We start from the raw sequence: 12,578 nt of genomic DNA, 5'->3' as shown, positions 1-12,578 counted from the left end.
CCCGCCGGGCCACCGGGGCCGGCATCCGCGGCCGTCCCTACCCGACCATCGTCTGGGTGCCCAGAACGGCGAGGAGTTCCAGCCGTTCGGCGTCCTCGGTACCGGGCTCGGCCGTGTAGATCATGATGCGCAGGTCGCTGCCGGCGACGCTCAGCAGGTCGCAGTCCAGCGTCATCGTGCCCACCTGCGGGTGGTCGATGGTCTTGCGCGACGCCTCATGCCGGCCGACGGCTCCCGAGTCCCACAATTCGGCGAACCGGTCGCTGTTCGCGCGAAGCTCCGCGATCAGCTGCCGTAGCCGCCGGTCCGCCGGATACCGGCGCACCGCCGCCCGCAGGTCGGCGACCACAGCGGTCTCCAGCGCGCGCCGGGACTGCGCGGTGTGGCGGACCCGACCACCCGACCCGAGGAACGCGCGCCAGGCGCCATTGCGCTCCCGGCCCTGCCGCTCGCCCATCAGCGCCGTGTACAGCGGGTTGGCCAGCAGCAGCGTCCACGACGCGTCGGAGACCGCGACCGGCGCCCCGGTCAGCCGGTCCAGCATCCGGTGCACGCTCGGCGTGATGTACGCGGGCACCGTGCCCTGCCCCGGTGGCACCAGACCGGCGACGTGGAACAGGTGCTCGCGCTCGGCTCCGGACAACCGCAGGGCCCGCCCCAGCGCCTCGACGACCTGTTCCGAGGGGTGGGTGGCCCGGCCCTGTTCCAGCCGGGTGACGTAGTCGACCGAGATCCCGGCCAGCATCGCCAGCTCCTCACGGCGCAGCCCGGCCGCGCGCCGATGCCCGCCCCCGGGCAGCCCGGCCGCCTCCGGGGAAGCACGGTCGCGCCAGCGCCGCACCGTCCGCCCGAACTCCGTACTCGCCATGTCCCCACTGTGCACCGCGCCACCCGGATCTTCCTGGTACCGGCAGTCCCAGGAAGACGGGACGCCTGGCTGCTCGCGGCCCGCCGCCGCAGCCTGGAGTCATGACGACCACACTCATCACCGGAGCGAACAAGGGCCTCGGCTTCGAGACCGCCCGCCGCCTCATCGCCGCAGTTCACACCGTCTACGTCGGCAGCCGGGACGCCACCCGCGGCCGCCGGGCCGCCGAACGGCTGGGCGCGCGGACCGTCCAGCTCGACGTCACCGACGACGGGTCCGTGGCGGCCGCGGCCCGGACCGTCGAGGCCGAGGGAGGGCTGGACGTACTGGTCAACAACGCGGGCATCGAGACCCGGGACGCCGACAACCACGTGCCCGGTGCCGCGGAGATCACCGCCGACGTGATGCGGCAGACCTTCGACACGAACGTCTTCGGCACGGTGCGCGTCACCCATGCGTTCCTCCCGCTGCTGCGCCGCTCACCGGCCCCGGTCATCGTCAACGTCAGCAGCGGCCTGGCCTCCCTGACCCGGGTCAGCGACCCGAGCAGCCCGGCGTACGGCTACCCGGGCGTCGCCTACCCGACGTCGAAAGCCGCGGTCAACATGATCACCATCCAGTTCGCGAAGGCGTTCCCGGACATGCGGATCAACGCGGTCGAGCCCGGCTTCACCAAAACCGACCTGAACGGCAACACCGGCACCCAGAGCGTGGAACAGGGCGCCGAGATCATCGTGCGCATGGCCCAGGTGACCTCCGACGGCCCCACCGGCGGCTACTTCGACGCGGAGAGCACTCTGCCCTGGTGAGTGAGGTCCGACACGCCATCTCCCGTACGCCACCGCGTACTTCGCCTTCTTCCGTAAGGTTGCCGTTGCCGTACCACTGACTTCTTCCCATGGAGGATCGATGACAGCGGACAGTCTCAGCCGCTTAACCTCTCGCGTGGCGCAGTTCGTGCTCCACGGGCGCCGGCCCCGGCTCGACCACCCCGACTCCCACCGGGCCGCCCGGCCCAACCAGCACGCGGGCTTGATCGACCACTACCGTCCTTCCGCCCCGACAGGAGGCGGCGGCCTGCAGGGACCGCTCTGACGGCCGGTCGCCCTTCGGTCCGTTCGACCGGGGGCGCGGGCCGTGTTGCCGCCGGCCCGCGCCCTCGGCTTCGATGACCGGATGATGCGCAACACGACAGCAGGCACCCCACGAGCCGCGAAGACGCCCGGCAGATTCGCCGGGGCCTGTCTGACCGTGGGACTGATATTGCTCAGCGCCCTGCTGATCCTGGTGAGCTTCGCGGCCACCACCGAGATCGACGCACCCGACGCCTTCCCGGGGATCAAGGACAACCGCAGCGGCCTCGTGCTGCTGATCCTGATCCTCGGGCTGGCCGCGCTCCTCGGAGCAGCGGCGACCGCTCCGCGCATCTCCCGCAAAGCACTGCCCACCGCCGCAGTCGGCCTGGCGTGCGCCCTCCTGCTCGCCGCGGCCGGCTATCGCGCCTACACCCTGGCCCCGATGCTCAAGTGCTGGGGCCACGAGTCGCTGGCCCACAACGCGGACGACTCCTACACCTGCCACGACCGCAGAATATGACCGCGTAGACCGCTTTCGTTCCGGAGTACTCCCCGGCCAGGATCTGCGGCAGCTCCGTCTTGACGTTCAACTCAACGACGCTTGACCCTCCGGTAACCGGAGGCCCTACGGTCCGAGACATGAAGATTCTTGTTCACGACACCGCGTCCGCCATGATCGATCTCCTGCAGCGGCCGCTGGAGGAGCGGCCCGAGGCGCTGCGGGAGATGCTCGGTCCGCTGCAGAAAGTGCTGGCTTCCGTCATGGGGGACGTGGATGTGGTGCAGACGCACAGCGCAATGAACAGTGGGTTCCGGCTCGATCGGGAGGATGCGCGGTATCTGCCCGCCGTACGGCAGATGCGGGACGCGGGGGTGTGGGAGCGGATCGAGGAGTCGCTCACCGCGGCGTGGCAGGAGATCAGCGGGGCGGTGCCCGGGATCAAGCACGCTGAGACCCTGCATGTCTTCCTGGTGCTGGGCAATCCCGATGATGAACACCTGACGGTGCGGAGCGGCGGCTACTTCGGGATGGGAGGGTTTCCGGGGGCGATCCAGCTGGTGATGTGGCCCACCGGGACGAGCCTGCAGAAGATCGGTCACGCTGCCGCACATGAGCTCCACCACAACGTGCGTTACGCGAACGTGGTCTGGGACCCGATGACCGTCACCGTCGGGGAGCATGTCGTCGCCGAGGGGCTGGCCGAGGCGTTCGTGCGGGAGTTGGCCGGGGAGGAGGCCATGGGCCCGTGGGCGACGGCGCTGAGCGGTGCCGGGCTGGACCGCGCGTACGAGAAGATCACTGCCGATATCGACGTCGCCGGGATGCAGAACCTGACCGGATATGTGCTGGGCGATGCCACCGCGCGGCTGATGGGGCAACCCACGGTGGGGCTGCCGGACTTCGCGGGGTACGGGGTCGGACTGCGGATCGTGGAGGCGCACCGGGCGGCATCCGGTCTGACCGCCGCCCAGAGCGTCGCGCTGCCGGCGCGTGAGGTACTCCGCAACGCGGGTGTGGCGACCAGAGCGTGAGCGTGAGGCGGAGTAGCGGAGTGGAGTAGGGGAGTGGTGGCGGCCGGGGGCCGGGCACGGCACAATTCCGGCCGTGAAGATCACCGTTACCGCGCGCGAACTCAACCGGGCCACTCTGAGCCGTCAACTGCTGCTTGAACGGCAGGAGTTGGCTGTTGTGGAGGCCATTCGCCGGGTTGTCGCGTTGCAGGCCCAGCACGCGGCTTCGCCGTATCTCGCGTTGTGGAACCGGATCGACGGGTTCAAGGCGGAGGAGGTGGATGACGCGTTCGCCGGGGGTGCGGCCGTCAAGGCGACCCTGCTGCGGATGACCTTGCATGCGGTCCACGCCGATGACTACCGGCTCTTCCGCGAGGCGATGCAGCCGACGCTGTATGCCGCGCGGCTCGGCTACCACTTCGCCGCCACGGGACTCACGCCCGCCGACGGCGAGGCTCTGGTGCCGAAGGCGTTGAAGTTCGCCGATCAGGCCCGCACCGCCGCCGAGATGGAGACCTGGGTGGAGCAGCAGGTGGGGGCGGAGCGGAAGGCGGGAGCGTGGTGGGGGCTGCGGGCCTACGTACCGCTGCTGCACGTCCCGACGGGCGGGCCGTGGTCGTTCGGCACCCGGCCGTCGTACGTCGCGGCGCGCACCGGGCCCGTCCTCACGGGCCGGGAGACGAGGACGGAAGCACTGACCACCCTGGTCCTGCGCTATCTGGCGGGGTTCGGGCCGGCGTCGGTGGCGGACGTGGCGCAGTTCGCCACGGTCCAGCGCACGCCGGTCCGCCAGGTGCTCACCGCCCTCGACACCCTCGACGGGGCCGTCGAGAGGCTCGAAGGTGCCGATGGCACCGCGCTGTTCGACCTCCCGGGCGCCCCGCGCCCCTCCGCGGACACGCCGGCCCCGCCCCGGCTGATGGCGATGTGGGACAGCGTCCTGCTCGCCTACGCCGACCGCAGCCGCGTGCTACCCCCGGCCTACCGCCGGCTGGTCATCCGCACCAACGGCGATGTGCTGCCGACACTGCTGGTCGACGGGTACGTCGCCGGCGTGTGGCGCCCGGTCGACGGAGGCATAGAGGCGACGGCGTTCCATGCCCTCCCGCCCGCAGTATGGGACGGGCTCGCCGCGGAGGCACGTTCGTTGACGGCTCTGCTGGCCGACCGCGACACCGCGGTCTATCGCCGGTTCGACCACTGGTGGGCCAAGCTCGCGCTGCCTGCTGAGGCAGAGGTACGGGTGTTGCCGGGCTAGGGGAGGCCGGAGGGGCGAGTCCTAGTCGTTCGACCGGGACGTGGTGTGGGCCAGGTGATGGGCGGCCGACTCCGCCAGGGTGCGGAGCGCGGGGTGCCAGGGGCGGGCCTGCGGGCCGGTCAGTACGAGGCGGCGCGAGGTCTCGGGCGCCAGTGGCAGCAGGACCAGGTCCGGGGGGACGAAGGCGCGGGAGACCTCGGAAAGGATCGTCACGCCGATGCCGGCCTGCACCATGCTGATCAGGGTCGCCAGGTCCCGTACCCGGTGAGTGGGGTCGAAGCGCAGCCCGGCCAGTCGGTGGATCGTACGGATGCGGGCCTCGCATCCGTTGGGTGAGATCAGGAACCGGTCGTCCTCCAGGTCGCGGATGTCCACGGCCGGCTCGCCCGCCAGGGGGTGGTCCCGGGGCAACAGGGCCCGGTAACCGTCCACGGCGAGCTGGACGCCGGGCCCGGGCTCCGGGTCGATCAGGACGGCGGCATCGGCCGTTCCGTCGTCCAGCCAGGTGGTGACCTCGCTGCTGTCCCCCTCGAAGACCCGGACGGTGATACGCGGTTGGTCCTCGTGCCAGTGCCGGAGCAGGCGGGGGACCAGCCCCTGGCAGACCGTTGGCGTGGCGGCCAACCGGACGATGCCGGACATGGCCTCGGTGGCACTGGCCGCGATCTCTGCCACGGACCGGGCCGCGGACACCGCGAGGCGGGCGTGCGGCAGGACCCGTTCGCCGAGCGCGGTGGTACGGGCGGGGCTGGCCCGGACCAGCAGCGGGGCGGCCAGTTCGCGTTCCAGGGAGGCGACGGCGTGCGACACCGCCGATTGGCTCAGGCCCAGCTCGGCGGCGGCCGCACCGAAGCCGCCGGCGTCCACGACGGCGAGGAAGGCCCGCAGTTGGGGAAGGTTCACGGTCATGCGTCGGCCTCATATGCGTATGACAGCTATGCGTTGGATCTATCGTGCCAGGTCGGGGACGCTGGCTGGGCGTCACACCGGCGCCGGTCAAGCGCCGCGCACCGGGCGCAGCGCACCTGGCCACCGAGCCCACACAAAGCAGAGAGGCATGCCATGCCGTACTTCCGGGTCACCGTTCCCGACCCCGACCTTCCGTCCGACGTCCAGCGCGCCCTCGCCGAGGGGCTGACCCAGCTGGCGGTCTCGGTCCTGAACAAATCCAGCGCGCGCACCATCGTCCAGATCAACCTGGTTCCGGCCGGCAGCTACTTCGTCGACGGCAAGCCGCTGAGTGGCCACCGTGACGCACATGTGGAGGGCAGTCTCACCCTGGGCACCAACAGTGCCGCGGAGAAGGCCGACTTCATCGCCCGGGCCGGTGACCTGCTGTCGGAGCTCCTCGGCCCACTGCCCCGGGCCGGCGTCGCGCTGCACGAACTGCACCCCGAGAGCTACGGCTACAACAAAGTCACGCAATTCGACTTCTACCGCCGGCCGGCAGGTACGTAGCCGGCACTCCGGTGCCCGGTCAGGGCAGCGGCATGAGCCGGTAGAGGACGGTGGCGACCAGGTCGCGGGCGTACTGCGGGTCGAGGAGGCCCGGGCGGAAGAGGATGCGGTACATCAGGGGCGCCACGACATGGTCCATCACGGTGTCGGTGTCCGGTACGTGTTCACCGCGCCGCGCGGCCCGGGTGAGGAGGGTGTCGACCTGGTCGACGGCGTAGGCGGAGCACTGCCCGGAGTTGCTGCCGTCCGGATCACCGGCCAGGGTGTCGTGGATGTACGAGCGGCCCGCCGGCGACGACATCTCTTCGAGGAACGCGGCGGCCCAGTGCTCCAGGTCCGCGCGGAGGTTCCCGTGGTCGGCCGGCGGCGCCTCGGGCCGCAGCCGCTCCACCGCCACGTCCGACAGCAGTTCCTGGAGGTCTCCCCAGCGGCGGTAGAGGGTCGACGGGGTGACACCGGCCCGCGCGGCGATCTGAGGGATGGTGAGGTCGCCGCGCCCCTGCTCGGCCTGGAGTTCGCGCACCGCCGCGTGCACGGACTGCTGTACGCGGGCACTACGGCCTCCAGGCCGGGCAGCTGGTTTGGGACTCATGCCCCCAGCTTAACGCAAAATCGTTGCATCAGCTGGCGGGGTGGGTTCGGAAGCTGGGGTGGGGGCGGAGGCGGGCGTCCGCTGGCCGACTGCCCGGCCGAAGAGGGTGACGGGCGGGTGCGCCGTCTCGTAGGCCCGTCCGGCACGCAGCAGCGTGGCCTCGCCGAGCGCCCGGCCGATGAGCTGCATACCGATGGGCAGCCCCGCGCTGTCCAGGCCGACGGGCAGGGAGAGCGACGGCAGACCCGTGAGGTTCGCCGGGGCCGACAGCCGGACGTACGCGTCGGACACGCTCTCGCTGACGTACGGGCCGGGCGTGCCCGCGGGGGCATCCGGACGGTGCAGGCCCTCGCGGGCGTCCGCGCCGGGCTCGCTCCCGGTGCCTCCGGTGGCCGGCCAGGTGACCTCCTGCTGGTCACGGTGGACGGCCGTGCAGGGCACGGTCGGCGCGGCGATGAGGTCGACCTCCTCGAACAGCCGCGCCCAGGCCCGCTGCATCAGGGCGCGGGCCCGCTGGGCGCGCAGGTAGTCGGTCGCCGGTACCAGCCCGCCCGCCTCCAGCAGCACCCGGACGTCGGATCCGTACAGCTCCGGGGACGTGCGCAGGGTCTGTTCGTGCGCGGCGGTGGCCTCGGGAACCATGACGCCCCACTGGGTGGCCTGGACATACTCGGTCATCGGAATGTCTACTTCCGTCAACTCGGCGCCCAATGCGGCGAGTTGACCGATGGCCCGGCGTACGGCCGCCACGACCTCGGGTGCGACCCGATCGAAGTAGTAGTTGCGCGGGACGGCGACGCGCAGGCCGGCCAGCCTCTCGTCCGTATGGGAGGGCCCCTCCGTGGAGTGCTGACCGGTGAGGGCGGCGAGGACGAGTTCCGCGTCGCGCACCGTGCGGGTGATCGGGCCGACGTGATCCAGGGACCAGGACAGTGGCGTGACGCCGTCCACGGGGACGAGTCCGTAGGTGGGCTTGAGCCCCACGATGCCGTTCAGGGCGGAGGGGACGCGGATCGAGCCGCCGGTGTCCGTCCCCAGGGCGAAGGTCGCCTCACCTGCCGCGACCGCCACCGCCGAGCCGCCGCTGGAGCCGCCGGCCACCCGGTCGGCGGCCCAGGCGTTCCGGGTCTGAGGGGTCGTCAGGCCGTAGGCGAATTCATGGGTGTGGGTCTTGCCCAGCAATACCGCCCCGGCGCTTCGGAGGCGTGCCGCGACGGCGCTGTCCTTGAGGGCCGTGTGGTGCGCGCGCACCCGGGAACTGGCCGTGGTCGGCAGCCCGGCGGCGTCGATGAGGTCCTTCAAGGTCATCGGGATTCCGTGCAGCGGTCCGCGGTGCCGGCCCGCCGCGATGTCCCGTTCTGCCTGAGCGGCGGCCTTCCGGGCCTCGTCCGCGCATACGGTGACGTAGGCCCCGAGGCCGTCCTCCACCTCCGCGATGCGCTCCAGAACCGAGTCGGTCAGTTCCACCGGCGAGAGCTCGCGAGCGGCGATCGCCTGCGCCGTGTCGGCGAGCGACAGTTCATACGGCAAGCGCATCTGCCTGGTCCTCTCCTGTGGTGAGCGCCGTGGTGCGGCCGAGGGGTGGCTGCGCGACGGCTGGGGCCGCGTCCAGCAGGTCCAGTTCGCGGAGCGGGCGCAGGACGTGCTGGATGTGGTTCGCCGTGGCCGCTATCACGTCGAGCCGCCCGGGTTCCACGGGCAGGCCCGCCCGCAGAGCCCAACGGGCCGCCTCCTGCGGGGAGAGATCTTCGGTGGTCATTGCGGAACGTTCCTTCCTGCATTGTGCGTGTGTAGTGCGTGTGTATCGGTGTGCATGTGTATGGGGCGTGAGTGCGAGTGGGGCGAGAGTCGGCGCCGGTGGGCACCCACTAACGCTGAATATTTGCGTTAGTGGACCGTACGGCATACCGTGCCACTAACGCAAAGAAATCGCTTTAGTTGCTGAGGGTCGAGGAGAGAAGCCATGCATCAGTTCACGCCGCCCCCGCACGCCGTCGTCCAAGGATCCGGCCCGGCCTGGGCCGTCGGCGATCTGCTGGTGCACCGCGTCGACGAGACGGAACTCCCGCCACCGACCGGTGCCTGGCTGCTGCCCGAGGCCACCCCCGACGTGGTGGGTGACGCCCGCTGGCTGCGGCCCGACTTCGCCACGTCCGACGGTGCGTTGCGGCTGGCCAGCCACAGCTTCGCCGTCGAGGCGAACGGCCTGCGGGTGCTGGTCGACACCGGTATCGGCAACGGCAAGACCCGCACCAATCCGGCCTTCGACCACCTGGACACCCCCTATCTCCGGCGACTCACTGCGGCGGGCTTCGCGCCCGAAAGTGTCGACCTGGTCATCCTGACGCATCTGCACACCGATCATGTCGGCTGGAACACCCTTGACCGCCACGGCAGTTGGGTGCCCACCTTCCCCCACGCCCGATATCTGGTCGCGCGCACCGAGTGGGACTACTGGGCCGGCGTCGAGATGGACGAGCAGCGCCGACAGCTGTTCCGGGACTCGGTGCACCCGGTGCGGGACGCCGGGCTGCTCGACCTGGTCGACGTCCCGGACACCGGCAGCGAAGTGGCCCCCGGTATTCGCCTGCGGCCCACTCCCGGCCATACGCCTGGCCAGGTCGCGGTGGAACTCCACAGCGGCGTCCGCTCGGCCGTCATCACCGGTGACTGCGTCCACCACCCCGTGCAGCTGCACCGACCGGGCATCACCAGCTGCGTGGACATCGACCCCGCCCAGGCCATCCACAGCCGCCGAGAACTGATCGCCTCGCTCGCCGACACGGAAACCCTGCTCCTCGGCAGCCACTTCCCCCCGCCGACCGCCGGACTCGTCACCACGGAGGAAGGCACTTACCGGCTCCGGCCCGTCCCCGGGGTTTCCTCCTGACCGTTCGCGAGCGCGGCAGCGTGGCCGGCCGGCTGGACCGGCGAGCTGCTGGCTCGTATCGACGCAGCTCCTTCCCTGACGGTCCTCCCGGAGCTTCAGCGGACCAAGGGGGAACGGAGGCGGTGCCCGAGTCGCGCTGACAACCTCCGTAATGCGACGGGGTGTTGCGAACGGGGAGGCGTACGGCGGGCAACTGGGCCGGGTGGACGGGTCGGGTGGACGGGTCGGGTGGATGGGTCGGGTCGATGGGGGAGTGGAGGGTATCCCGGCGAGACGCGAAGGAGATCCCGGCGAGCGGCGGAGGGTGGGAGTATCGCGCCCACTCTCCGGGCTCGTGCCCACCCGGCTTCCGCCCTAGCCTCGATGTCATGGAGATCGAAACGGAGAACCTCCTCGGGCGATTCCTGCGGGCCCGCCGCGAGCTGCTCCGGCCCGAGGACCTGGGTCTACCGGTCGGCGCCCGCCGCCGTGTGGCCGGGCTGCGACGCGAGGAGGTGGCGCGGCTCGCCGGTATGAGCACCGACTACTACGTACGGCTGGAACAGGGTCGCGAGTGTCACCCCTCTGCCCAGGTGGTCGACGCCCTGGCCCGGGCCCTGGAACTGGAGGACGACGCGGCCGCGCACCTGCACCGGCTCGCCCACCCCTCCTCCGTCCGACGCCGCCGGCCCGCCCGGCGCGGGCAGGTCAGCCCCCACCTGCTGCGCATGATGGCGGCCTGGCCGCACACCCCCGCCGTGGTCCTGGACCACTGCCTGACCGTACTGGCCGCCAACCCACTGGGGGAGGCACTGTTCGACGGCCACACCTACAGCGGTGACCTGGTCCGGCTCGTCTTCCTCGACCCGGGCGCCCGCGACCTCTACCCCGACTGGGACCAGGTGGCGGCCAACACGGTCGCCGGTCTGCGCGCGGCCGTCGACACCGCATACGACGACCCTCGCCTCATCGAGGTGGTCGGCGAACTGTCGGTCAAGAACGAGACGTTCCGTCGCCTCTGGGCCCGCCACGACATCCGCCGGAAGACCCACGAGACCAAACGCTTCCACCACCCCTTGGTCGGCGAACTCGCCCTGCACTATGAGTCGTTGACCGTGAACAGCGCCCCCGGCCAGCAACTGGTCGTCTACCAGGCCGCCCCGGCCAGCCGCTCCGAGGAGGCCCTCTCCTTGCTGGGCAGCCTCACCGCCGCGTCCGCCGTCGCTACTGGGGCCGTGGCCGATCCTGCCGTCGAGTCTGTGGCTGAACCGGCCGTCCAGTCCGTGGCCGAACCGGAGTCTGTGGCCGAGCCGGCCGTCGACGTGGATCCGCGCACGCGCTGATTCCAGTTCCTCCCGCGCATCGGCCTTGATGGCTCCGCCGATGCGCCATGCCGCCGTGCCCCCACCCACCAACCGCTGCAACCCACCCACCGCTCCACCCCACCCACCGCTCCACCACACCCACCCCCCCCGCCCGTTCAGGAGAACGCATGCCCGCGCCACAAACCCGAGCCGCCATAGCCGCGCCGGAAGCCACCCCCGAGCCCGTGCCGGGCGCAGCCCCGAAGTCCTCCACCCCGTCCAAAGTCATCCTCATCACCGGCGCGAGCAGCGGCATCGGCCGTGCCACCGCGCAACGCCTGGCCCGCGAGGGCCACCACGTAGTACTCGGCGCCCGTCGCGAGGACCGACTGGTCGAGGTCGCGCAGGAGATCGAGGCCGCCGGCGGCAAGGCCGATGTGTGCCGCCTCGACGTGACCGACCGGGGGGCCGTCACCGCCTTCGCGAACGCTGCCGCCGAACGGCACGGCCGGATCGACGTCATCATCAACAACGCCGGAATCATGCCCCTTTCCCGCCTCGACGCCCTCCAGGCCGATGACTGGGACCGCATGATCGACGTGAACGTACGCGGCCTCCTCCATGGGATCGTCGCCACCTTGCCCCACTTCCAGCGTCAGGGCAGCGGCCACTTCATCACCGTCGCCTCGATCGGCGCCCACCAGGTGGTGCCCACGGGTGCCGTCTACTGCGCCACGAAGTACGCCGCCTGGGCTCTCACCGAGGGCCTCCGCCTCGAACTCGAACCGAGCATCCGCGTCACCACGGTCTCCCCAGGTGTCGTGGAATCCGAACTGGCCGACTCGATCACCGACGAGGCCGCCCGGGAGGCGATGCAGGCATACCGAGCGGACTCCATCCCGCCGAGCAGCATCGCCGACGCCATCTCCTACGCGATCGGCCAGCCACCCGGCGTGGACGTCAATGAAATCGTCGTCCGCCCGGCCAGACAACGCTGACCGGCACCGCGACGGCGACCGGCACCGCGACGGCGACCGGCACCGCGAGGGCGACCAGGAACAGCCACTCGCCACGGCCCCTCCGGCCGCAGGGTCAGGCGGTTCCGTCGGCTGCACCACCAGTTGTAGGTGGAGCCTGATCGGGTACGCGCACCGGCGGAACGGTTTCCCATAGGCAAAGGAGGCGCGAGACGGCGATGAGGGACTCAGAGGCCAGCGCGCAGGCCCGTCAGCAGGCGGCCCAGGTCCAGGTGGAGGTCACCGACTGCCGGGCCGAGGACGCACACGCGGTGTTCGGCGCGCTGAACGCGCTGTTCACCTCCAACCGGGCGACCGAGGACGTGCCTCGTGGCTCACCCGGCAGTCAGCCGACGGTATGGGCAGCGTCCGTTGACGTATCGGAGGCTCCCGCCGAGGTGGAGCCGCGCCGGCTGACCGAGCCGGTGACGGTCACCCTGCAGGGCGGCTACCAGGCGGTACACCGCCTGCACGCGGGCTTGGCCCGCACATTCGCCGTCCAGGACGTCGGCTCGGCCTCCGGTGATCAGGAGAAGGAGGTACAACTCCGGCTGCGCACCCGGAAGATGCCTTCATAGGCCGTCGGCCGAGACGCTTGCCGAAGGCCCTGCGGGTGCCTGCCGTG

Annotated in this window: 15 protein-coding genes; 10 read left to right on the top strand and 5 right to left on the bottom strand. The window is 71.1% G+C overall.

The window, feature by feature from the left end:
• Positions 1-37: 37 nt before the first annotated feature.
• On the bottom strand, positions 38-868 hold the full coding sequence (locus AB0E02_RS15670) for a helix-turn-helix transcriptional regulator (RefSeq protein ID WP_362139317.1): 831 nt from the start codon (positions 866-868) through the stop codon (positions 38-40).
• A 101-nt stretch (positions 869-969) separates the two neighbouring features.
• Here AB0E02_RS15670 and AB0E02_RS15665 point away from each other — a divergent pair, with 101 nt between their 5' ends.
• The 5 genes from AB0E02_RS15665 to AB0E02_RS15645 all read left to right on the top strand — a co-directional run bounded on the left by AB0E02_RS15665 (position 970) and on the right by AB0E02_RS15645 (position 4,714).
• The gene (locus AB0E02_RS15665) at positions 970-1,677 is read left to right on the top strand and encodes an SDR family oxidoreductase (RefSeq protein ID WP_362139315.1); all 708 of its coding nucleotides are present in this window, start codon (positions 970-972) and stop codon (positions 1,675-1,677) included.
• 136 nt (positions 1,678-1,813) lie between these two features.
• Positions 1,814-1,963, top strand: coding sequence for a hypothetical protein (locus AB0E02_RS15660; RefSeq protein ID WP_362139314.1), 150 nt, complete (start codon positions 1,814-1,816; stop codon positions 1,961-1,963).
• An 81-nt stretch (positions 1,964-2,044) separates the two neighbouring features.
• The gene (locus AB0E02_RS15655) at positions 2,045-2,464 is read left to right on the top strand and encodes a hypothetical protein (protein WP_362139312.1); all 420 of its coding nucleotides are present in this window, start codon (positions 2,045-2,047) and stop codon (positions 2,462-2,464) included.
• A gap of 119 nt (positions 2,465-2,583) precedes the next feature.
• Positions 2,584-3,477, top strand: coding sequence for a DUF2268 domain-containing putative Zn-dependent protease (locus tag AB0E02_RS15650; protein WP_362139310.1), 894 nt, complete (start codon positions 2,584-2,586; stop codon positions 3,475-3,477).
• 79 nt (positions 3,478-3,556) lie between these two features.
• Complete coding sequence (locus tag AB0E02_RS15645; RefSeq protein WP_362139447.1) at positions 3,557-4,714, top strand: winged helix DNA-binding domain-containing protein; 1,158 nt, start codon at positions 3,557-3,559, stop codon at positions 4,712-4,714.
• Between the two features lie 21 nt (positions 4,715-4,735).
• Here the strand turns inward: AB0E02_RS15645 and AB0E02_RS15640 are convergent, their stop codons facing one another.
• Positions 4,736-5,623: a LysR substrate-binding domain-containing protein gene (locus tag AB0E02_RS15640; RefSeq protein WP_362139309.1), complete on the bottom strand. Its 888-nt coding sequence runs from the start codon at positions 5,621-5,623 to the stop codon at positions 4,736-4,738.
• Between the two features lie 153 nt (positions 5,624-5,776).
• On the opposite strand from AB0E02_RS15640, the gene AB0E02_RS15635 reads away from it, so the two are divergent.
• Entirely contained in the window at positions 5,777-6,172 is a 396-nt protein-coding gene (locus AB0E02_RS15635) for a tautomerase family protein (RefSeq protein WP_362139307.1), read from the top strand.
• 19 nt (positions 6,173-6,191) lie between these two features.
• On the opposite strand, the gene AB0E02_RS15630 is transcribed toward AB0E02_RS15635, so the two are convergent.
• Genes AB0E02_RS15630 through AB0E02_RS15620 form a run of 3 tightly spaced genes read right to left on the bottom strand, consistent with a single transcriptional unit; the run spans position 6,192 to position 8,523 of the window.
• On the bottom strand, positions 6,192-6,764 hold the full coding sequence (locus tag AB0E02_RS15630) for a TetR/AcrR family transcriptional regulator (RefSeq protein WP_362139305.1): 573 nt from the start codon (positions 6,762-6,764) through the stop codon (positions 6,192-6,194).
• Between the two features lie 9 nt (positions 6,765-6,773).
• Positions 6,774-8,300 carry an amidase gene (locus AB0E02_RS15625; RefSeq protein ID WP_362139302.1) on the bottom strand — a complete coding sequence of 509 codons (1,527 nt, stop codon included), beginning with the start codon at positions 8,298-8,300 and terminating at the stop codon, positions 6,774-6,776.
• Positions 8,284-8,523, bottom strand: a complete 240-nt coding sequence (locus AB0E02_RS15620; protein ID WP_362139300.1) for a hypothetical protein — start codon at positions 8,521-8,523, stop codon at positions 8,284-8,286. The genes AB0E02_RS15625 and AB0E02_RS15620 overlap by 17 nt, the downstream gene beginning before the upstream one ends.
• Before the next feature lie 204 nt (positions 8,524-8,727).
• Here AB0E02_RS15620 and AB0E02_RS15615 point away from each other — a divergent pair, with 204 nt between their 5' ends.
• The 4 genes from AB0E02_RS15615 (at position 8,728) to AB0E02_RS15600 (ending at position 12,531) form a co-directional block, all read left to right on the top strand.
• Entirely contained in the window at positions 8,728-9,654 is a 927-nt protein-coding gene (locus tag AB0E02_RS15615; RefSeq protein WP_362139298.1) for an MBL fold metallo-hydrolase, read from the top strand.
• A gap of 368 nt (positions 9,655-10,022) precedes the next feature.
• Positions 10,023-10,976, top strand: coding sequence for a helix-turn-helix transcriptional regulator (locus AB0E02_RS15610; protein WP_362139296.1), 954 nt, complete (start codon positions 10,023-10,025; stop codon positions 10,974-10,976).
• A 149-nt stretch (positions 10,977-11,125) separates the two neighbouring features.
• Positions 11,126-11,935: an SDR family oxidoreductase gene (locus AB0E02_RS15605; protein WP_362139293.1), complete on the top strand. Its 810-nt coding sequence runs from the start codon at positions 11,126-11,128 to the stop codon at positions 11,933-11,935.
• Between the two features lie 197 nt (positions 11,936-12,132).
• Entirely contained in the window at positions 12,133-12,531 is a 399-nt protein-coding gene (locus AB0E02_RS15600) for a hypothetical protein (RefSeq protein ID WP_362139290.1), read from the top strand.
• The last annotated feature ends 47 nt before the right edge of the window (positions 12,532-12,578 follow it).

Origin of the sequence: Streptomyces sp. NPDC048196, assembly GCF_040652715.1 — a bacterium.
Taxonomy (GTDB): Bacteria; Actinomycetota; Actinomycetes; order Streptomycetales; family Streptomycetaceae; genus Streptomyces; species Streptomyces siderophoricus.
This window is presented reverse-complemented; position numbering and strand designations above follow the sequence as displayed.

What these genes read in the sequence shown, in the direction of transcription:
- AB0E02_RS15670 (WP_362139317.1), bottom strand. Translation starts at nt 868, where the DNA reads ATGGCGAGTACGGAGTTCGGGCGGACGGTGCGGCGCTGGCGCGACCGT.
- AB0E02_RS15665 (WP_362139315.1), top strand. Translation starts at nt 970, where the DNA reads ATGACGACCACACTCATCACCGGAGCGAACAAGGGCCTCGGCTTCGAG.
- AB0E02_RS15655 (WP_362139312.1), top strand. Translation starts at nt 2,045, where the DNA reads ATGATGCGCAACACGACAGCAGGCACCCCACGAGCCGCGAAGACGCCC.
- AB0E02_RS15650 (WP_362139310.1), top strand. Translation starts at nt 2,584, where the DNA reads ATGAAGATTCTTGTTCACGACACCGCGTCCGCCATGATCGATCTCCTG.
- AB0E02_RS15640 (WP_362139309.1), bottom strand. Translation starts at nt 5,623, where the DNA reads ATGACCGTGAACCTTCCCCAACTGCGGGCCTTCCTCGCCGTCGTGGAC.
- AB0E02_RS15635 (WP_362139307.1), top strand. Translation starts at nt 5,777, where the DNA reads ATGCCGTACTTCCGGGTCACCGTTCCCGACCCCGACCTTCCGTCCGAC.
- AB0E02_RS15630 (WP_362139305.1), bottom strand. Translation starts at nt 6,764, where the DNA reads ATGAGTCCCAAACCAGCTGCCCGGCCTGGAGGCCGTAGTGCCCGCGTA.
- AB0E02_RS15625 (WP_362139302.1), bottom strand. Translation starts at nt 8,300, where the DNA reads ATGCGCTTGCCGTATGAACTGTCGCTCGCCGACACGGCGCAGGCGATC.
- AB0E02_RS15620 (WP_362139300.1), bottom strand. Translation starts at nt 8,523, where the DNA reads ATGACCACCGAAGATCTCTCCCCGCAGGAGGCGGCCCGTTGGGCTCTG.
- AB0E02_RS15615 (WP_362139298.1), top strand. Translation starts at nt 8,728, where the DNA reads ATGCATCAGTTCACGCCGCCCCCGCACGCCGTCGTCCAAGGATCCGGC.
- AB0E02_RS15610 (WP_362139296.1), top strand. Translation starts at nt 10,023, where the DNA reads ATGGAGATCGAAACGGAGAACCTCCTCGGGCGATTCCTGCGGGCCCGC.
- AB0E02_RS15605 (WP_362139293.1), top strand. Translation starts at nt 11,126, where the DNA reads ATGCCCGCGCCACAAACCCGAGCCGCCATAGCCGCGCCGGAAGCCACC.
- AB0E02_RS15600 (WP_362139290.1), top strand. Translation starts at nt 12,133, where the DNA reads ATGAGGGACTCAGAGGCCAGCGCGCAGGCCCGTCAGCAGGCGGCCCAG.